Consider the following 20,900-nt stretch of genomic DNA (forward strand, 5'->3'; position numbering starts at 1 on the left):
GGTAATAAAATCCGCCACAGCCAGCAAATGAAAATAAGCAACACCAAAAATAAAAGCGCACTGGTTCTTGGTGCTTATAAATGGTGCTAATGCTCCCTGTATAACTTCGGCTACCTACACGAATTTTATTCGTTAATAACCCCAACACCCCATAACCAACAAACAATAGGGATGCGATAAAGATAAATACATTCTGAAAGCTAGCCATTGATAACCCTGTTTATGAGTCGTGCAAAATTGGTCAGCTATCAATTATTAACTTATTTATAATTCTCGGTAAAGTCGAATGCAGAGAGCTCGCCTGTGTCTAGCATAAGTATTTTGTTATTTAAGGTTTAAGGTGGGTGTCTAGTTACTTTTAGAGTGGGTGTCCATTTTTGATGTTCTGGTTGTGGTTTTAAATAAAGTGGGTGTCTGTTTAATGATTATCTTTAAAGTGGGTGTCTATTTAATGATTAATCTATCAGCTTGTGTGCTAACCTATTTCTGCTGATTTAATACTTGAAGGGCTAAGATGCGTAGAAAAGTACTTTACTTATTGATTGCAATATTCAGTGGTACCTTAAGCGCCAATGAAAATACACACTATCAGCATGAGTCTAATGTAGCTTTTCATGTTGCCGTTGAAAGTTTATCTGATGCTGTTTTAGCAATTGAAGGACAAAATGGATTGATATTTAACTCAAGATGGATTTTTGGGGAAATAGGCACGCCAATCGCAGATATTTGTGAAGGGCAACAATCAGCCGATTTAGAGCTCGAGTGTGATTCTGTTTCAAACCGCACTGTTGAATCTCATTATGACTTTCCACAACACAGCCAGGTTGCTCTGTATTTTAGACCTAACTTGATTGTGAATGGACTCAAATTGATTGAAGCAAGCGTTAAAAACAATGAAGTAGCACTATTACTATTTGAAGATAACAATACAAAAGAGCTGTTCTTTGTAAACAAACATCAACTTAACGATATTATCGCGAAAAAACTCTCTAAAAAAGAATTTAAACCGAAAAGAGACCTTTTGGAAGATGATGCCATTTACCCTAATAAAGGCTAAGGTTGAAATCTGTATCATTTAGAACCCTGAAGCAAACCAGTAAAGACTAGTCAGGGCTCTAATGCACTAAGTTTACTTTTTCAGGCTTAATGTGCCGATGCGTTTAGTACTGCTACGCTTCGTTTGGTTTGGTTTTGATGAGTGTGGATTGCCAGCTTTTGATCTTGATTGACCTTGCTTAGCATCACTGCGTGCTTTTTTCACGTATTTAGAAAAGTCGCGCTTTTTTTCTTCTTCATTATGTGGCTTTTGCTTGGCACGGGCTTGGGTTGACTGCTTGTTTTCATCAATTGAACGCTCTTCCGTTTTACCTGAGTCGACAATTGAATTATTGATCTCAGCCATTTCTTGTTCGGTTAAGTGACGCCACTGCCCTACTTTTAAACCCTTTAGGGTCACGTTCATAATTCGTGTGCGCTTTAGAGTCACCACTTCATAGCCTAAATATTCACACATACGGCGTATTTGGCGGTTTAAGCCTTGTGTTAGCACTATAGTAAATTGCTGCGGGCCTGTTTGTTTAACCTTACACTTTTTAGTAACGGTATCGAGGATAGGAATGCCGTTTGCCATCTTATTCACGAACTGGCGGTTTAGCGGCTTATCAACCGTTACTACGTATTCTTTTTCATGATTATTACCAGCACGAAGAATTTTATTAACGATGTCGCCTTCGTTAGTTAAGAAAATTAAGCCTTCTGATGGTCTATCTAAGCGTCCAATCGGGAAAATACGTTCTGGGTAATTAACAGCTTTAACAATATTGCTTTGGATTTTTCGCTCAGTTGTACAAGTAATGCCAACAGGTTTGTTGTAGGCAATATAAACCAGCTTAGGCTTTGCTTTTAAAGGTTTGCCATCTATAAGTACATCATCGGCGTCACTAACTTTTACGCCCATTTCAGGCAAGTTGCCGTTAACAGTAACACGACCTTCTTCAATATATTTATCTGCCTCACGGCGTGAACAAAAACCTGTTTCACTGATAAATTTATTTAATCGCTTTAACTCTGTCATGGCACACTTCTGTCTGGATTTTAAAGCCGCTAGTTTATACCAGAAGCCTTTACCAAGCTAGGTAGAATCTAGGCTCTTTGACTACACTTTTAGTGTTGCGCTGCGTTTTTGGGCTTTTCGCTCAATAAACTATGTAGCGTATCAAAATCGAAGGCGTACTCAGTGCTTTTGCTGTTTTGCAGTAAGAAGGTTTCAAAAGGGATAACCGACCAATCTTTGATGTTTCTTAGCCAGCTGTAACTTTGAATATTGTGCTTTGTGATCACCCCAAGCTGAAACTTAATCTCATCGTGATTTTGCCAATAAGGGTTACCATTATGATGATCGACCACGCTAATTAAAGCCCATGCTCCCATCATAAAATGCCCGCCAACACTGGCAGTGAGTTTTTGTTGTTCTATTAAGTCTAAATTATCATCAAGCCAATCAATGCCACCTATGAAATAGGCTTTATCTTTTTTACCTTTTACTGCTTCTAGGGCACCTTGCGCCATCAAATCAGACGCACACCAAATCACATTCGTATCTGGGTATCGTTGTAATAATCGGCTCACTTTATTCTCGGCTTCTTGCTTATTCCAACTGGCATACACAACTTGCTCAAGCTCAACATCTTGTTTTCGTAAATAATGAACAAGGCCGTCACTGCGGGTGTCTGACTCTGTGCCATAATGACCATTAATCGCAACAAAGTGAGGCGTTTGCTTTGCATTTATTGCCTCATTAAGTAAGGCTTTACCAAGTTGCTCACCGGCTTTGAAGTTATCGTGAAATACTTCACCTAACCAATACTTAAAGCGCTGACGGGGTTTACCCACTTCGTCACGCTCTACGCCAACAATCGTTTCTTCGAGAGTGATAAAATTCACTTTGTGTTGTTCAAGCAAGCTCATTGACTGCTCTGCGCCACCTGGGTAATTAATTAAAATGGCGTAATCAGGTTTAGGGTTATATTGCAGGTATTGTTTGAGTTCGGCTAATTGAATGTGGCGATTTCCACCGCCATAAATTGTTGTGAGAGAAACATTATTTTGCTTTGCAGCAACCTGCATCACATTAGTCACTTTTTGCCAAAACAAATCAGTTTTAACTGAGGGATTAACTAACAGCACAGAGAATTGCTCGCCAGCATAAAGTGGTGAACAGCAAAGCAATGTAAAAACCAACAAGCAAACTCGCATTACCACCCCGCTTTGTTTTTCTTTGATTGTAGTATACGAGGAATTATCTAGACAATTTTCGCCAAATTAATTCACACGGACCATGTGTAAAGTACTGACTATACACTTTACAAAAAAACAATTGAAAAACAAGCACAACAGCAATGACCAACCAATAATCTATGCGATCAAAATTAACTGCTGCGGTTGGGTATGCGACTTTAAAAAACAGGATAAATATGACTGTTTGCATTAGATATAACGTCAATGACATGCGTCCAGCCTGCTGTAGCAGCAACCAGTTACTGGGAGAGTTTTTAACTATTTTCACAATGATGTGGCAATAACAAATGGCCATGGCTAAAGCTGCCAGCCAATTAATCGGTTCTAAAATCGCGTACATAAATACGCTCTGATCCGAGTTTATCAGCAACCTCAGAGCCGTAAAACTTATCGCTGCAGCAGTAATCAACTTAAGCTGAGGGTGTGTTAAACCATGAACAAATACCCCTTGTTTATATAAATAAACACCCACCAGCATTAACCCTGCAGCCATCCACATTGTGATGAGTGGCACAGCAATAAGCATTATGATAAACATCAAAAAATTGCTGACGAATCCTGCAAAATAAGAAGAATAAGCTGCATCATACGCCATTAAAAAGCTCTCAGAGCTTCTCGTTACAGGGCTAAACTCTGGCTCTATAAAGGAGAGTAAAAATGAAATGAAGGCACCAAGAAGTAAAAACAGCATGCCCATACGCAGTATTTTTTCGTCATCTTGCTGGCTAAATTTAAGCGTTAACCAGCCTGCACAAGAATAAATAAACAAAATATCGCCAGCCCACAATAAAAAACCATGGGCAAGGCCTATACATGCCAAAACTTTTAGCCGCTTATGTTGCTTCTCGACGCTTTGCCAAAGTTGCCATTGAATAACTAAAGACGCACCGAATAACAGACAAAAAAGGCTTCTAAAACGCCCATCAATAAACACTGTATTGATGGTGTAAATGAGTGAATCTGAAAATGGTGGCGTAGCACTTGGCGTATAGTCATACTCAAACACTGCAAAGGTGTAGATGTTCATAAACATCAAGCCGAGTACCGCAATACCCCGTAAAACATCCATATTTATATTGCGCATAAATCCCTTATAGGTTTTGCCTGCAGCTATCGCTCCAATTTACTGCATTTTCGTATATCTTGGGAAGATCAGAACTTTCAATACTTAGATAGGCAACAGCCTGTTCAAGCGCCCACCAGCTACCAGTTTCGTACGCTTTAACCGTTTCAAGTATGTAATAGAGGATATTTTTTTCTTGCATAAGAGCAGCATGAATTTCGTCAGGAAACGGCAATCGATCCAATAGCTTTTCCATTGGCTGATCTAAGATAGCATCAAGTAATGAAAACAGCCCCGTTAAAAACGCTTCACCAGTTTGCTGTTTTGCGACACGCTGCGCAATAAGCTCACAAAATCGCGCTCTAACAACACAAAGCCGAGTAAGCTCAGCGGGTTTTGATTGAGCACTGTGGGCGGTAATAATTAAGCTTACAAACTTTTTCAGTCGTTCATGGCCTAAATAGACAAGCGCTTGTTTTAAAGAGCCAATTTTACTCTTTATTGGAAACACGCCGCTATTAATTAAGCGCAGCAACTTATAAGCAAGTGCGGTATCTAACGAAAACAAACCAGCAATCTCGCTGATGTTTGGATCTGGGCGCATGACTTCAGCATAAATTGATAATACCAGTGCGTAGTTGTAATCAATATCGCGATGCTGAATCATTTTGGGTTTTGCAAAGAAATAACCTTGGAAAAAATCAAAGCCCATTTTATAGGCTTTGTCGTAATCATCGGCTGTTTCAAGCTTTTCTGCCAAAAGCTTTATTTTTTTATGTTTTTTAAGTTTATTAACAACAGGGGCAATTTCTTCAAAGGGTGTTTGCTGAACATCAAATTTGATAAGACGAATGAGTTTTAAAAAGCGATCCCACTCAGGTTGGTAAACAAAATCATCCAGTGCCAACTTGTAGTTATTGTGAAAAAGCTCACGACAATATTCGTAATTTTCGTCGGTAGGCTCCATGGTTTCGAGTAACTCGATCACCACATCTTTGGTTGGCAAAAACGCGCAAAGGTCCAGCTTCAAAGACTCTGGACCTATATTAATTAACGCTTTTTTGCCCGACGTTATATGACGGGTACCTAAATTGAGCTGGTTTTCCATAATGAGTCGAGCTGTTGCTGTACTCTCAGACACATCAGGAAAACTATTCTGTAAACTATCTCTAAATAGTAGCTCATAGGCGACAACTTGTTGACGACGATTAAAGACCGCTTGCCTAGCAACAAATACAGCCACTTTACCTACTTTTTATATTTTATCTCACACTAAGTAATTAATAGCTGAAATTGACAAAAAAGTCACTTAATTACCATGAATCACGCATTTTTTATTGATATAAGCCTGATAAATAGCCTTCTGCAACGGATTGCCATGTAAAACGGGCATTTTTAGCCTGTTCACATATTGAACACCATTGCTCTGGTTGTGATTTCTTAAGCTCAAGCGCATCGCTAAAACTAGTAACAAGTTCGTAGCTTTGTGATGCTAAACTCTCACCTTGGAAACTAAAACCACTCACATGATGCTCTACCGTATCACGCAAACCGCCTACACCATGTACTAAACACGGCTGACCTGCTCGCATCGCTAACATCTGACTGATACCACAGGGCTCAAACGAACTTGGCATTAAAAATAAATCGCCTAAGTGATACATGTATTCGCCAACAAAATGTGCGTACCCTTTTAAAAATAGCAGGTTTTCTTGGCGAGCCATAACCGATGTCATTATTTGCTCAAGTTCAGCATCCCCAGAGCCTAAAATAATCATATAGCCGTTATATTGTTTTAAGCGCTGACATAACTCATCTAACACCAGTCCTTTATCATAAGGCTGGCGAAGTAACAGCGCTTTTTGGTCCGTTAAACGACCCACACTGGTGACTAATGGCCCAGAAAACGGCTGAGTTTTAAATTTGAGTAAGCGTTGATGCGCGATGTAATAGCTTGAATCTAATACCGGGCTTTTTGCCATCCATTGAAATAACGCATTTTCGGCATGTTGATAAAGACTCGCTAAGCTAATGTCATCAAGCTTCATTCCTGGGTATTCGCAACCATTAAGAATGCCCACTACGCGGCCTTGTTCATAGGCTGCTTGCAAGTCTGCTTCAAGCCCTTCACCACCAAAAAAGCCCTTTTCAGCATCACTTGGACGCAATACTTCTTGGCAATAGGTTGGCGAAACGAGGTGTACTTTATCAACCAGATTAATTGCTGTACGCATTGGATTGAAGCAATCAAAATAACGCGGATCGCATAATCGTTCGCCGTTATAGCCTAAGCTTGGGAACCAGGCTTCTAGGCTTGAGCTATCCCCTTTAAAAGGTCGTATCCCTTGCAATGCAAGGTTATGAACAGTGTAGGCTAAAAATAAATGCGCTAGCTTTCTATAGCGGTTGTCTGTTTTAAGTAACAAAGCAACACAGGCACTATGCCAATCATGTAAGTGAACAACATCAGGAGTGCGAATAAGTCCTTGCAGCAGTGCCTCACAAACAGCAGCGTTGAAAAGCGCAAACTTACTTGCGTCTGTAGCAAACGGGCGACCTGGTTCATCATTACAATAAACAGCGCCGTTATGGCGGCTAAATTCCCAATGAGATATAAGCAGTTGCGTTACACCTTCATCACTCTTAGCAAGCTTCCACACATCCAGTTTTTGCATTTGACCTGCAAATGGTACATGCACTACACCTATGTGATGACGCTCTAAATAATCAAAGCCATAATCAGGGATCACTACATCAACACTAAGGCCTTTTTCAACTAACGCTTTAGGGCAATCTCTAACAACATCCGCTACACCACCGACTTTTGCATTCGGTAATGCATCATTCTCTGCAGCTACCATCAATACATGCATGCTTTGCAGTACTCCATAAAACTGTTATACCAATCCGCACTACCACTTAATTAACGAATTGGTATTATTCAAATATAAATAAGGGAGGGACATGCCCTCCCTTTTTCATTTAGCGTAATTGCTTAAGCAAGTCGTTTATTATCTTGCTCTTGTTGCTTTAACTTCTTTGCAAGTTCATTCAACATATCACGAGTTACCAATACAATCCCTTTTTTCGAAACTCTAAAGCCATTTTCTCTGTCGGCTTTGTGATCGTAACCAATTTCAAGACCCGCTGGGATCTCACAATTGCGGTCAATAATAGCACGCCTAATTCGGCAGTTTCGCTGTATTTTTGCACCAGGTAAAATCACAGACTCTTGAATTTCACAAAATGAATGTACATACACATTCGAGAACAATAGTGATTTTCTCACTAACGATCCTGAGATAATACAGCCACCCGATACCGTTGAATCAACTGCCATACCACGTCTATCATCATCATCAAAAATGAACTTAGCAGGAGGTAATTGCTCTTGATATGTCCAGATTGGCCATTTTGGATCATAAAGGTCAAGCTGAGGCTCTGGCATTACCAGCTCCATGTTGGCTTCCCAGAACGAATCAAGGGTACCTACATCGCGCCAGTAGGGCTGACCATCGGTGTTAGAGTCTCTAAACGGATAAGCAAACACGTTATGCTCTTCGATGATAGCAGGGATAATATCGTGACCGAAATCTCGGCCCGAGCCTTCCGTTTCAGCATCTTTTTTCAATTGTTCAAATAAGAATTCAGTATTGAAAATATAGTTACCCATTGATGCTAAGCAGGTGCCTGGCTTACCCGGCACAGAGGTTGGCGCAGCTGGTTTTTCATCAAAACGACGAACTCGATTACTTTCATCAACCGTCATTACACCAAATGTATCAGCAGCTTCTTCGCAAGGTACTTCAATACAACATACTGTCATATCTGCACCTGTTTCAACGTGTTTTGCCAATAAACCGCCGTAATCCATACAGTAAACGTGGTCACCAGAGAGGATCATTACATACTTAGGCAGCTCATGACGGATTATATCCATATTCTGGAATACCGCATCGGCTGTGCCGCAGTACCATTCATCACCGTAACGCTGTGATGCTGGTAAGATCTCGACTGATTCGCCAAGTTCTTTCTTAAAGTGGCCCCATGCACGGTTTACGTGACGAATTAATGAGTGCGACTTATATTGAGTAGCAATACCAACACGACGAATACCTGAATTAATACAGTTCGACAGTGGAAAGTCGATAATTCGGTGTTTACCACCAAAATACACTGCTGGTTTAGCACGCCAGTCTGTTAATTCATGTAAACGCGAACCTCGCCCCCCTGCTAGGATAAGGGCATACGTTTCTCTGGTTAAACTACTTATGTATCGATTTGCATAACTTGGCATAACTCTCTCCGTCTTAAGCTAGCTGCTTTTCTTCTGTGTGTTTTGCTGTGCACTAGTATCCAGTAATGGCTCCAAATGCCAGATGTCGTCACTGTATTGACCAATGGTTCTATCGCTCGAAAACATGCCACTGGCTGCAGTATTCAAAATACTCATTTTGGTCCAGTGAGCAGTGTCTAAGTAGGCTTGTTCAACTTGCTCTTGCGCTTCTACAAAGCTGGCAAAATCATGAGCGACTAACCATGGATCGTGCGGGCTCTTAATCGCCGCGATAATGTCGTCAAATAAATTAGGCTCAAACAAGTTGAAGTGACCGCTCTCAAGTAATTGCATTACTTTATAGAGACTGTCAGTTTGGTGAATAATCTGCTCAGGATTATAGTGCGCTTTGATATCATCAATTTGCTCTGCACGTGCACCAAATAAGAAGAAGTTGTCAGCACCCACTGCATCACGAATTTCGATGTTAGCGCCATCTAACGTACCTATAGTCAATGCGCCGTTCATCATGAACTTCATGTTACCTGTGCCAGATGCCTCTTTACCTGCTGTAGATATTTGCTCAGATAAGTCCGTCGCTGGGCAAATAGTCTCCATTGCTGTCACGTTGTAATTAGGTAAAAAAGCAACTCTTAAATACGGTTTAGCTAGCGGATCTTTGTTGATCACTTCTGCTACGTTATTAATTAATTTAATAATTTTCTTCGCCATGTAGTAACCTGGTGCAGCTTTACCGCCCAATAGCACACAACGAGGAACAATGTTTGCTGTATCGCCTTGGCGAATACGGTCGTAAAGGTGAATAACGTGCAGTACGTTTAATAGCTGACGCTTATATTCATGAATACGTTTAACTTGCACGTCAAACATCATTTCGGCATCAAACTCTACGCCACAGCGGTTTTTCACTAATTCAACAAGGCGTTGCTTATTGCTGTGTTTTACAGCTTGCCATTGCTTATGGAATTTAGGGTCGTCATATAAACGGCGTAACTGGCTAACTTTACTAAAGTCAGCAACCCATTCATCGCCAATATGTTGATTAAGCAGTTTAGCCAACTCAGGGTTACAGTGTGCTAACCAGCGACGTGGTGTTACACCATTGGTTTTGTTGTTGAATTTTTCAGGCCAAAGCTGATAAAACTCATTGAATAAGCCCGCTTTAAGAAGCTCAGTGTGAAGTGCAGCCACACCATTCACCGAATAACTACCCACAATCGCTAAATACGCCATGCGGATTTGTGGCTCAGGGCCTTCTTCGATAAGTGACAACGCACGTTGCTTTTCAACATCACCAGGCCAAGCTAACGCCACTTCAGCTAAGAAACGCGCATTGATTTCGTAGATAATCTCTAAAATACGCGGTAATAATCGGGCAAATAAAGATACTGACCACTTCTCTAATGCTTCAGGAAGCAAAGTGTGGTTTGTATACGCCATAGTTTTAGTCGTGATAGACCAGGCTTCTTGCCAATCAAGCTCATACTCATCAACCAAAATACGCATTAGCTCTGCTACTGCAATACTTGGGTGTGTATCGTTTAATTGAAAAACATGGTAATCGGCAAAGTCAGAGAAGTCTTCGCCATGTTTGCTAACCCACGTATCAATGATGTCTTGTAAGCTCGCTGATGATAAGAAGTATTGCTGACGTAAACGCAGTTCTTTACCGTTCTCACTACTGTCATTCGGGTAAAGAACCATAGTGATTTGTTCAGCTAAGTTTTTACGCGCTACTGCTTCAGAGTAACTACCCGCATTGAATTCGCTTAAATCAAATTCGTCGGTGGCTTCTGATTTCCATAAACGTAAGGTATTAACGATATCGTTTTTATAGCCAGGAATTGGCACATCATAAGGCACAGCTAACACATCTTGAGAATCTAGCCATTGGCGGTGCTCACGACCGTATTTATCAGTATAGCTTTCAACATGACCAAAGAATTTTACGCGTTTTGATTGCTCTGGTGCACTCAGCTCCCACGGGTGCCCTTCACGTAACCAATTATCCGGTTGCTCAATTTGATGACCATTTTCAATCGCTTGATTAAACATGCCGTATTCATAACGAATACCATAGCCAATTACAGGTAATGCAAGACTTGCACAGCTATCTAAGAAACAGGCAGCTAAACGACCTAAGCCACCATTACCCAGACCTGCATCGTGCTCAGCCTCAGCAACTTGCTCAAGTTCAGTGCAGTATTCTTGTAACGCTTTAGCTACTTGCTCATCTAAGTCTAAGTTTAAAATCGCATTACCAAGGGCACGGCCCATTAAAAACTCAAGTGATAAGTAAGCTGTTTTACGGCGTTTTTGTTCATGAATTTGCTGTTTTGTCACACGGCAACGAGCAACTAATCGGTCACGAATAGTTAATGCTAATGCATGGTATAAATACAGTTGTGATTTACCCACTTTGTCACGCCCAAGGGTGTAATAAAAATGGCGTGATAAATCATCGTCTAAGGTACTTTCATCAACTGTAGGCGCATCCTGCCAGCCCTTAACAACACATACTTGATCGGCATTTTTAGCCATGATTTAGATCCTCTGAATTGGCGGTAAAAACCCAGCTGCTCATTGCAGCAATCTGGTGTTCCTTATCAACAAACTGTGTTGACATAGGATGAATGCTAGTCAGTGCTAACTGCCACTTACCTTTATCTAAACTTGGAAGTTGGCAAGTTACCGGCTCTGATCCTGCATTTAATATGATCAATAAAGCTTGATTTGTGTGCTTGTCTGTCAGGCTGTATATCAACACTTGACGATCGCCTTGATGCCAATCGTCTTGTTGCATATTGCTGCCTGATTCGGTGAACCACGCCACGTCATAACGCGGGTCATTATCGTGCACAAAAAAGCGATGTTTAAAAATGCTGAACTGCTTACGAATGCGCAGTACGTCATCAATGAATCGAGTTAGAGGATGGCTTAACTGTGAGTCTTTCCATGCTAACCAGCTTGTGCGATTGTTTTGACAATAGGCGTTGTTGTTACCACCTTGTGAGTGTGCCATTTCGCTTCCTAATGAAAGCATAGGCACGCCTTTAGAAAGTAACAAAGTTAACAGCATATTTTTTTGTTGTTGTAAGCGTAATTTGCTCACTTGTGGGTCATTGGTAAAGCCTTCGACACCACAATTGAATGAATGATTATCGCTGTGGCCATCACGATTTTGCTCACCATTCGCTTCGTTGTGTTTATGCTCGTAGCTGACTAAGTCTGCAAGCGTGAAGCCATCATGACTGGTGATGAAATTAATACTGTTAAGTGGCCCACGTAGGTTATGCTCAAACAAGTCGAACGACCCATGTAAGCGTTTTGCAAGCTCGCCAATTACGCCCTGCTCTTGTTTCCAAAAGCGTCTAATCGTATCGCGATATTTATCATTCCATTCACGCCAAGGCGCAGGGAAAGCCCCTAATTGGTAACCACCTGGGCCAATATCCCATGGCTCTGCAATGAGTTTAACTTGGCTGAGTACAGGGTCTTGATTAATCGCTTGGAAAAACGCATGTGCCTGATTAAAGCCATTTGGGTTACGCGCTAAAATGGTTGCTAAGTCAAAACGAAAGCCATCGACACCCATCACTTCAACCCAATAACGCAAGCTATCAAGTACCAGCTGTAAAGAGCGAGGCGAATCAATATTTACCGTGTTACCACAGCCGGTATCATTAATATAATGCTGTGGTTTATCAGCAATGGTGCGGTAGTATCCTAAGTTGTCTAAGCCACGTAGCGACAAGATAGGTCCATCGGTGCCCGCCTCTGCTGTGTGGTTATAAACCACATCGAGTATCACTTCGATATCTGCTTTGTGAAGCGCCGCGACCATTTCTTGAAACTCACTAATATCATCATTAACGAGATACTCTTTATGCGGCGTAAAGAAGTTAAGCGTGTTGTAGCCCCAGTAATTTTGTAAGCCTTTGGCTGTTAAAAACTGCTCGCTGATAAAAGCATGAACTGGTAATAACTCTAAGCAAGTCACACCAATAGTGCGTAGGTGTTCAATAAAGCTAGGGTGGCTTAAACCTAAAAACTTACCTTGTAACGATTTTGGAATTTCAGGGTGACGGCAGGTTGCACCAACCACATGACATTCATAAATAACCGTTTTTCCCCAGCAGTGATTCGGTTTTTTACCGCTGTAAGGTGCTAACTCACGGACTCGTGATTTTGGCATATCAATGGCATTGTTAACCTGACTTAACTTTCCTACAGGCATTTGCCCATAGTGACGTTCACTCCAAGTAAACTCACCATACAAATCTCGGGCATACGGGTCTAACAGCAGTTTGTGATTATTAAAAAAGAGTCCTTTTTCGGGTGCGTACTCACCATCAGCGCGAAAACCATACAAGGCGCCACTTTTCAGAGGGCTCACTTTTAGTGTCCAGATACCACCTTCATTCATATGCATCGCTAAGGTGAGAATTTCTGAATGACCACTGCTATCAAATAAGCACAATGACATATGTTGTGCTTGTGGCGCGTACACAGCAAAGTTCACGCCATTACCCACAACAGACGCACCCAACGGCGAGCTCACACCGACTTCGAGTTCGACACTATGACTCATCGTTCACCTTCTTAAGGTAAATTGTCGCAAGACCAGGCAAAGACACGCTAATGCTTTGATTAAAGCCATGGCTTTCTTTCGCTTGGCTTACAATGATTTGCTCAGCATGATTAGTTGCTGCAACGCCAGAGCCAAAATAGTCCGCCTTATCTGTATTCAAAATAACTTGATAAGCGCCAGCTTTTGGCACACCAATCACATAGTCGTGATACACCTGCGGCGTTAAGTTACAGATCACCACCACAAAGTCTTCAGCTTTTTTTGCATAGCGAATAAAGCTAAACATACTTTGTTCAGCATTATTGCTATCGAGCCACGCAAAACCCGCAGGGCTGGTATCTTGCTCGTATAAAGCTGGCGTACTGGTGTAAACAGCATTTAAATCTTTAATCGTTTGCTGCATGCCACTGTGGCTAATATGCTCAAGTAAATGCCAATCAAGCGATTGGTCGTGGTTCCACTCTTTACGCTGGGCGATTTCTGCACCCATAAACAATAACTTTTTACCTGGATGCGCCCACATAAAGGCATAGTATGCACGTAAGTTTGCAAACTTTTGCCAGTCGTCCCCTGGCATCTTTTCAATTAATGAGCCTTTGCCATGTACCACTTCATCGTGGCTAAGCGGTAAAATGTAGTTCTCACTGTAGGCGTAAACCATTGAAAACGTCATTTCATGGTGGTGATGCGAACGGTAAAGGGAATCGCGCTGCATATAATGCAAACTGTCGTTCATCCAACCCATGTTCCACTTATAACCAAAACCTAAACCATCATGGTCAACTTGGCGCGTAACACCCGGCCATGCTGTTGACTCTTCAGCCACCATCATAATGCCTGGGTTTTTCGCATAGCAGCGCATATTGACTTGTTTTAAACACTCAATGGCACCTAAGTTTTCTCGGCCACCGTACTGATTTGCAACCCACTGCCCTTCTTCACGGCTGTAATCTAAATAAAGCATTGAGGCAACCGCATCCACACGTAAGCCATCAATGCCAAATTCATGTAGCCAGTACATTGCATTCGCAATTAAAAAGCTACGAACCTCTGCGCGGTCATAATTGTAGATATAGGTATTCCAATCAGGGTGAAAGCCTTGTCTTACATCGGCATGTTCGTATAAGTGGGTGCCATCAAAACGATGTAAACCATGTGGATCACTTGGGAAATGACCAGGTACCCAGTCAAGAATAAGACCAATATCGGCTTCGTGACATTGCTCTACAAAGTAAACAAAATCTTCAAAGCTGCCATAGCGACTGGTCGGGGCAAATAATCCAACGGGTTGATATCCCCAAGAACCATCAAAAGGGTATTCACTAATTGGCATTAATTGCAGATGCGTAAAGCCGAGCTCTTTAGTGTAAGGAATAAGATTATCAGCAAGTTCACGCCATGTTAGATAGCGCTCACCGTTATCTCGTCTTTGCCAAGAACCCGCGTGCACTTCATAAATACTAACAGGTGCATTAACACTGTTTCGTTTCGCACGATTTGCTAACGCTTTTTCAGAAAGTTGAATTCCCGTTTTTAGCTTTTGCAGTACGGACGCCGTCCCCGGTGCTTGTTGCATCTTAAACGCAAATGGATCGGCTTTATCAAGCACTTCTCCGCTCAAAGTGGTGATAGCAAATTTATAGCATTGATGCTCTTTAAGCCCAGGGATAAATAACTCCCATACCCCACTGGCAGGATGAAAACGCATAAAATGACGGTTACGCTGCCAATAGTTAAATTCACCAATAACAGATACACTGCTGGCATTCGGCGCCCACACAGTAAAACGAACACCATCAACGCCTTGTTGAGTGACAAAATGCGCACCAAAATGCTGATAGGCATGCTCTAAACTGCCTTCATTAAACAGATACATTGCCTGTTCATCTAAGCTGCTTTCAAAGCTGTACTCATCATATTGTTGATGATTAAATTCATCGCTATAACTGACATCTAGTTGGTAGTCAGGTTTCAATTTTGATTTGATATTAGCGATAAATAAATGACTATCACCTTGTTGCTGCGCAACGATTTTTTCTGTGCCAAGCAGAACCGAAACACTGCTTGCGCCAGGCAAAAAGCAACGAATTTCATAGCTTGAATCGCCACTTTTGTGCGCCCCAAGAAAGCTGAAAGGATCTCTAAAACAACCACTGGCTAATGCATCAATTTGTTTTTGATAAATAACAGGTTGTGCACTTTGCTCTTGACGAACACGACTTCGCATTATTGATTCCTTATCGAAATTAAATTGGCTAACAATGTCTGTTGCGTTTTAATAATTTGCGCCGCTGGGCGCGACAATAAACGCCGCCAATTTGGGTACTCTTTGTCAGTACCGGGGATATTCACAGGCAGTATTTGCTGGTCTAAATCATCTATTTGAATAGTAAATAATTTTGCTGGTGCTGCCGCTAAAGAGGATGCCAACGCTTCATAAACTATAAAGGCATCTGTATCTAACGATAAATGCTGATTTGACTCTCGCGAGATAAAATTAAGCATGCGATGCTTTTCTATGTTTCGCGCATCGAATTGAGCCTGAGTTTGCTCTTCATCAAGCAAACCATATTGTTGTTTAATCGTAATATCATGACCAACCCACCAACCTTTAAAAGGTGGCACGTCATGGTTGGCTATCATTAAAAGACTATAGGGAGCAAAATGCTCAGCGGCTAAAAAATCCCCTTGGTGATCTTTTTCAAAATAGAACAACCCATTTGAATAGATTGCACTCGCTTTTAAAGCTTCACGTACTTCATTAGGTACCACGCCTAAATCTTCACCTATTACTACGCATTGATTAAGGTGAGACTCAATCTTAAGAACCGCTAATAATTGCTCAAATGGATAATAGACATAACAGCCATCTTGCTGGGCGTTATTTTCAAAACACCACCAAAGACGACGAATTGCCATTACATGATCAATCCTAAGACCACCCACATCTTCCATATTGGCGCGGATAAGTGAGCGATAAAAAGCAAAGTGGTCTTTACTTAGCTTTTGTGGATTGAGTGCCGGCAAGCCCCAATTCTGACCATGTTCAGCCCAAGGATCTGGCGGAGCTCCAACATGTGCATTATCTGCAAATAGCTCATTTTGGCTTTTGAACTCACTACCATCACCAGCACAGCCAACGGCTAAGTCATTAATAAGGCCAATTGCCATACCACTGTCTCGGGCAGCTTGCTGGCAGATATTTAATTGTAGGTGAGCTTGCCATTGTAAGTAGCTAGCATAATCACGGTCCCCGACCAACATGGTCGACAAGCTGTGTTTATGAGTTTCACAAAAACGAGCGAACTGCTGTTTTCGCTGTGCTGAAGCAAACTCACAAAAATGCTGATACAAGAGACTAAATACTTGATATTTGAAATCACTGACCGAAGTGTAATCAATATAAGGCGCACTATTGTGGGGCTTATCGGCCAATAATTTATCAAGTGCACTATTATTTTTGGCGTCTTCACATAATGACACTGCAATATACAGCGGGTTCAATAACGCTCGGCTATTTGGGCTGTAAGGACTTGCTCGCTCAGGGCTGTGTTCAAAGAGTAAATGCAGCGGGTTTAGTAACACATAATCCATGTTATGTGTTGCAGCTTCTGTAATTAGATTTGCTAAATCAGCAAAGTCACCAATTCCGAGCCCCTCTTCATTGCATAAGCTATAAAGCTGAATCGATAAGCCCAGACGCTTTTTATCATCAATAGAGAAGCACTCTTTTGGGGTAATCCATAACTGACTGTGGGATTGCTGATCTGCCACAGTAATGAGGGCATCATGATAACCAATTGGCATGTCAGGAACTGGTAAAGCAAGCTCAAGATAACGAATGCCGTTTAGACCATAATCACCAAGAACAGCTAAGTCCTGTAAGTTTTCACGCGTAAAGTGAATATCAAGCGAAGGCACGCTTAATGTACATGAACGTGACAATAAACGTCATCAACGCGTACTTTCAAAATTGGGTGGTGTGCCTCAATAATACTTGTATGAGGCAACAAGTTCAGCCAAGTACCTGCATCTAATGCAAAATTAAGTTGTTTAATTGCATCTGCATCTTGGGTATCGATACCGCAACAACTAAGTGCCTGCCTACGTGTACTTTCATCGAAAATAACATGTTCGCCAGTGTACTTAGTATATTCATAGCCTATGCCGTGCAGGTAATATAACTGGGAAAGTGACTGCATTAAAACACCTAAGCGCGTTGGGTATTAACAATGCTGTTATCAGTACCAAAACCGTTTGGAATATAACCATCAGCTTGGTGATCGTTATCCCATGTTTCGCCATTGATTAAGTAGCGGAAGTGAAATTCTTGATCAAGCGGTAAGCGCTGTTTGCATTTGAATACTTGTTCTTTTTTATTGAACTTCATTGGCACGGGTTGCCAATCTGTGAACTCTGCAACTAATTGTACGTCATCAGCGTCAGGGTGTTGGAATTCAAAGGTAACTTCTGTTTCGTCTTTAGTTTTAAAAAAACGTTTACTTAGCATAGTGGGCTCCAATTCAACCAATTGGTAAATTAATCCTTGCCACAGTACCGCATTGACGACTCATTCAGCGGAAGCTGTGCGTTCCAGGTCTCTAAACTTGCTTACTAAAACATCAAGTTCACTGTTAGTAAATCAAACCTATATTTACGCATTATGACAGTGCAGCTGTTTGTTTTTCGCACCACCATAGTGCACAAAACATACAAAAACTACAATAATCATATTGCTATATTATTACGAGCAATAACTGAACCAAGTTGATAATAAAATATACTTTATTTTCAGTACCTTTTTTATCAACTCACATCGCAACTTATAAAAAAAATAGATAACAATTTAGGTTGGGTAAAGTGAATAAAATTGAAGTGGAGAATTAGAGCAATCACACTAAAAGAAACACGACTTCGTTCGTCAAAAACACATTATCGATAATTTACAAAAACAAACTAAAGACATTTACATCATATAGCCTTGCCAAATAGATTAACGAACCCTATGAAAATAAAATATTTATTGTTCTGACTAATTATTAATTTTTTATCACACATTAACTTATAAAACACAACGCATATTTAGTTCTATAAACTAATCGTTAATTCAGCACTACCCAATTAACGTTTTTAAAAACTATCCCAGCGCATATGCAAACACAATAAGTAGAAAAGCGTAAATTCAAACAGGTTAGCCATCCATAAAAGCATTGACAGTGCTGCTTTCCAGCTTTTCTATCGCCACTTTTTCTGACCTTGTAACTTGCTATTCAGAAATCTGATTCGAATAAAACTCGCAATCCTTTTTGAAAAGTGACATATAACATTTAAAAATTTACAGATGGGTGAAGAAATAATTAATTCAACACACAAGAATTTGAAAGAATAAAACGTAGACAATGTAATTAATTTTTATTTAGCAGAACACTAACCATAGATATTATCAGTATGAAAATTTATCAGCGTTTTTGTCAGTACTAGAGAAAAAGATTACTTAATGAATGGCAACAATGCAGTATAAAAGTAAGGTCTTATAAAAATTATATAAGAAAAACATTTTAGAGCATTAACACTAATTACTATGAATTTTCACATTCTGTACTCATCCATGCCCAAAGTATGAGAAAGGTTTTGTCTAATCTAGATGCACACAATATACTCGGTGTATTAACTGGTGAGGTTTTATTGTAAAACAAAAACACCACAATGGTAGTAATGTATGGCCAATGCTCTTCGAACTTTATCAATAAGTATTATAACTTTAATAGCTTTTATATATGGCTTAAATATCTTCTTGACTAAACAAGTCAATGATCTGATGTACGCGCCAAAAGGCTTAGAACTACATACCTTCCAAGGTACTGATGTTACTGTGGTAGCGGCACCTTGGTATAACCTTGTCTTAAGTGGCCAGCATTTAATCTACGACAATAACATTTCTTATATTGTTATAAACACAACAACTGAGTCAGTCGTCACCGCGATGACTTCAGAACTTATACTCACTACATTATTCTCACCAGTCAACATTATCATTTTAATCTTGTTAGCATTAGCAGTCAGTTGGTTAGTTAACTTAAGATTCCAAAACAACCATGAGAAATACGCAATCAAAATGCTTAACACTAAGGCAATTGAATTACTCAACAGCCTAAATTTAGCCACAGACTCGGACCTAACAAAGCATACGCAACTTGATCAGTTACAAAATAACTTTCAGACACTTACTACCCATATCACTAATTACACGCGTGAATCTGAAGTCAGTATTTATCAAGATAAGTTAACCCACCTTATTGACCGACATGCCTATATAGAACACCTAGCAAAACAATTAAGACTCGCTGAAATGGATAAGTTCAGCTGTGCTTTACTATTTATAGATTTAGACGGGTTCAAACAGGTGAATGACTCATTTGGTCACAGTTTTGGTGATGATGTGTTAATTCAAGTAGCAACACGCTTGAGCAGTGTTTTACGACACCATAAGATAAGTAACATTTCACCCATTAGCCAATTAGAGCAAAATCTAGCACGTCTTGGTGGAGATGAGTTTTCTATTTTCATTAACTTAAAAGACGATAAAGAGAAAGCATTAGAAGTCGCACAAAATGTATTACACGAAATTGAACGAGACTTTGTATTAGGGAATAAGTTAATAAAAATTAGCGCCAGCATAGGTATTGCTGTTTACCCTGATAGCGCATCCACTCCACAAGCATTACTGCAAATGGCTGATGTAGCAATGTATCGAGCAAAAACAGATGGTCGTGGAATTTTTAAGGTGTATTCACCCGAAATGGGCAAAAAAATTCGCCGCTATCATTACTTGCTAGAAGAAATGCGTCTTGCTATTGCTAGCAGCAGTTTTCATTTGTCTTTTCAACCTATTGTACATGTAGATGACTGCGCCATTGATTATTTTGAAGCATTGGTTCGCTGGGATCATCCTGTTGAAGGCTCAATTACGCCTGACGAGTTTATCCCCATTGCTGAAGAATCTAATCTGATATTAGAACTTGGTGATTGGATCATGTTGGAATCATGTCGGCAAATGTCCGCTTGGTATAATGCAGGGATGAAAAAAGTGTCTATTTCTGTGAATATATCTGGCGTGCAGTTAAAGCATTACGATATTTATGAGTGGGTCATGGAAAAGCTTGCTAAAACGGGGCTGCCTGCAAAAGCACTAATGCTTGAAATTACCGAATCAACGTTAATCAAAGCAAGTAATAAAATCATTCAATCATTAGAAAAGCTTCGAGGTGAAGGGATCACTATAGCAATCGATGATTTTGGCACAGGTTTTAGCTCGCTAAGCACCCTTGCAGATTTGCCCATCGATGTAATCAAACTAGATAAACTGTTTGTAGCACAGGCTAACGATAATCTTAAATATAATGAAATCATGCACTCAGTCAGTGAGCTGGGCCGTAAACTCGGATTAAAAGTGGTGGCTGAAGGAGTAGAAGAACTCGCCCAATTCGAGCTTGTAAAATCGATGGGCATTAACAGTGTTCAAGGCTACCTAGTGAGCCACCCTGAATCGTCTGTTAATGTTGGGTATAAAGTGTTGCAAGATAACATTAACTTTATGTCTGTCACTGGAACAGGGGTTTGGAATATACAGCAACCGCTTTAGTAAGTTATAC

At 40.6% G+C, this 20,900-nt stretch carries 14 protein-coding genes; 2 read left to right on the forward strand and 12 right to left on the reverse strand.

The window, feature by feature from the left end:
* Nucleotides 1-514 precede the first annotated feature (514 nt).
* Entirely contained in the window at nt 515-1,057 is a 543-nt protein-coding gene (locus C2M33_RS01835; RefSeq protein ID WP_063707579.1) for a hypothetical protein, read from the forward strand.
* Nucleotides 1,058-1,129: 72 nt separating this feature from the next.
* Here the strand turns inward: C2M33_RS01835 and rluF are convergent, their stop codons facing one another.
* The 12 genes from rluF to C2M33_RS01890 all read right to left on the reverse strand — a co-directional run bounded on the left by rluF (nt 1,130) and on the right by C2M33_RS01890 (nt 17,758).
* Nucleotides 1,130-2,074, reverse strand: coding sequence for a 23S rRNA pseudouridine(2604) synthase RluF (gene rluF, locus C2M33_RS01840; RefSeq protein WP_105173534.1), 945 nt, complete (start codon nt 2,072-2,074; stop codon nt 1,130-1,132).
* 89 nt (nt 2,075-2,163) lie between these two features.
* Nucleotides 2,164-3,186: an ABC transporter substrate-binding protein gene (locus C2M33_RS01845; RefSeq protein ID WP_063707782.1), complete on the reverse strand. Its 1,023-nt coding sequence runs from the start codon at nt 3,184-3,186 to the stop codon at nt 2,164-2,166.
* A gap of 112 nt (nt 3,187-3,298) precedes the next feature.
* The gene (locus C2M33_RS01850) at nt 3,299-4,381 is read right to left on the reverse strand and encodes a DUF418 domain-containing protein (protein ID WP_105173535.1); all 1,083 of its coding nucleotides are present in this window, start codon (nt 4,379-4,381) and stop codon (nt 3,299-3,301) included.
* 7 nt (nt 4,382-4,388) lie between these two features.
* Nucleotides 4,389-5,603, reverse strand: a complete 1,215-nt coding sequence (locus C2M33_RS01855) for an EAL and HDOD domain-containing protein (RefSeq protein WP_105173536.1) — start codon at nt 5,601-5,603, stop codon at nt 4,389-4,391.
* A gap of 91 nt (nt 5,604-5,694) precedes the next feature.
* Nucleotides 5,695-7,233: a glycogen synthase gene (locus C2M33_RS01860; RefSeq protein ID WP_105173537.1), complete on the reverse strand. Its 1,539-nt coding sequence runs from the start codon at nt 7,231-7,233 to the stop codon at nt 5,695-5,697.
* Nucleotides 7,234-7,355: 122 nt separating this feature from the next.
* Entirely contained in the window at nt 7,356-8,657 is a 1,302-nt protein-coding gene (gene glgC, locus C2M33_RS01865; RefSeq protein WP_105173538.1) for a glucose-1-phosphate adenylyltransferase, read from the reverse strand.
* Nucleotides 8,658-8,675: 18 nt separating this feature from the next.
* On the reverse strand, nt 8,676-11,198 hold the full coding sequence (locus C2M33_RS01870; RefSeq protein ID WP_063707596.1) for a glycogen/starch/alpha-glucan phosphorylase: 2,523 nt from the start codon (nt 11,196-11,198) through the stop codon (nt 8,676-8,678).
* Complete coding sequence (gene glgX, locus C2M33_RS01875) at nt 11,191-13,248, reverse strand: glycogen debranching protein GlgX (protein WP_105173539.1); 2,058 nt, start codon at nt 13,246-13,248, stop codon at nt 11,191-11,193. Before glgX ends, C2M33_RS01870 begins: the two co-directional genes overlap by 8 nt.
* A complete protein-coding gene (glgB, locus tag C2M33_RS01880; RefSeq protein ID WP_105173540.1) occupies nt 13,238-15,475 on the reverse strand; it encodes a 1,4-alpha-glucan branching protein GlgB in 2,238 nt (745 codons plus the stop codon). Before glgB ends, glgX begins: the two co-directional genes overlap by 11 nt.
* A complete protein-coding gene (gene malQ, locus C2M33_RS01885) occupies nt 15,475-17,193 on the reverse strand; it encodes a 4-alpha-glucanotransferase (RefSeq protein WP_233999069.1) in 1,719 nt (572 codons plus the stop codon). The genes glgB and malQ overlap by 1 nt, the downstream gene beginning before the upstream one ends.
* Nucleotides 17,172-17,450 (reverse strand): hypothetical protein, encoded by a 279-nt coding sequence (locus C2M33_RS21220; protein WP_233999070.1) that lies wholly within the window; start codon nt 17,448-17,450, stop codon nt 17,172-17,174. Before C2M33_RS21220 ends, malQ begins: the two co-directional genes overlap by 22 nt.
* A gap of 8 nt (nt 17,451-17,458) precedes the next feature.
* On the reverse strand, nt 17,459-17,758 hold the full coding sequence (locus C2M33_RS01890; protein WP_054562386.1) for an isoamylase early set domain-containing protein: 300 nt from the start codon (nt 17,756-17,758) through the stop codon (nt 17,459-17,461).
* 1,209 nt (nt 17,759-18,967) lie between these two features.
* Between C2M33_RS01890 and C2M33_RS01895 the strand changes: the two genes are divergently transcribed.
* A complete protein-coding gene (locus C2M33_RS01895; protein ID WP_105173541.1) occupies nt 18,968-20,890 on the forward strand; it encodes a putative bifunctional diguanylate cyclase/phosphodiesterase in 1,923 nt (640 codons plus the stop codon).
* Nucleotides 20,891-20,900 lie beyond the last annotated feature (10 nt).

The sequence above is a fragment of the Pseudoalteromonas sp. T1lg122 genome, assembly GCF_002964825.1.
Taxonomy (GTDB): Bacteria; Pseudomonadota; Gammaproteobacteria; order Enterobacterales; family Alteromonadaceae; genus Pseudoalteromonas; species Pseudoalteromonas gelatinilytica.

Excerpts from the sequence above, each read along its gene's own strand:
- C2M33_RS21220 (WP_233999070.1), bottom strand. The coding sequence starts at position 17,450 with ATGCAGTCACTTTCCCAGTTATATTACCTGCACGGCATAGGCTATGAA.
- C2M33_RS01860 (WP_105173537.1), bottom strand. The coding sequence starts at position 7,233 with ATGCATGTATTGATGGTAGCTGCAGAGAATGATGCATTACCGAATGCA.
- C2M33_RS01895 (WP_105173541.1), top strand. The coding sequence starts at position 18,968 with ATGGCCAATGCTCTTCGAACTTTATCAATAAGTATTATAACTTTAATA.
- C2M33_RS01890 (WP_054562386.1), bottom strand. The coding sequence starts at position 17,758 with ATGCTAAGTAAACGTTTTTTTAAAACTAAAGACGAAACAGAAGTTACC.
- C2M33_RS01835 (WP_063707579.1), top strand. The coding sequence starts at position 515 with ATGCGTAGAAAAGTACTTTACTTATTGATTGCAATATTCAGTGGTACC.
- C2M33_RS01870 (WP_063707596.1), bottom strand. The coding sequence starts at position 11,198 with ATGGCTAAAAATGCCGATCAAGTATGTGTTGTTAAGGGCTGGCAGGAT.
- glgB (WP_105173540.1), bottom strand. The coding sequence starts at position 15,475 with ATGCGAAGTCGTGTTCGTCAAGAGCAAAGTGCACAACCTGTTATTTAT.
- rluF (WP_105173534.1), bottom strand. The coding sequence starts at position 2,074 with ATGACAGAGTTAAAGCGATTAAATAAATTTATCAGTGAAACAGGTTTT.
- glgC (WP_105173538.1), bottom strand. The coding sequence starts at position 8,657 with ATGCCAAGTTATGCAAATCGATACATAAGTAGTTTAACCAGAGAAACG.
- C2M33_RS01850 (WP_105173535.1), bottom strand. The coding sequence starts at position 4,381 with ATGCGCAATATAAATATGGATGTTTTACGGGGTATTGCGGTACTCGGC.
- glgX (WP_105173539.1), bottom strand. The coding sequence starts at position 13,248 with ATGAGTCATAGTGTCGAACTCGAAGTCGGTGTGAGCTCGCCGTTGGGT.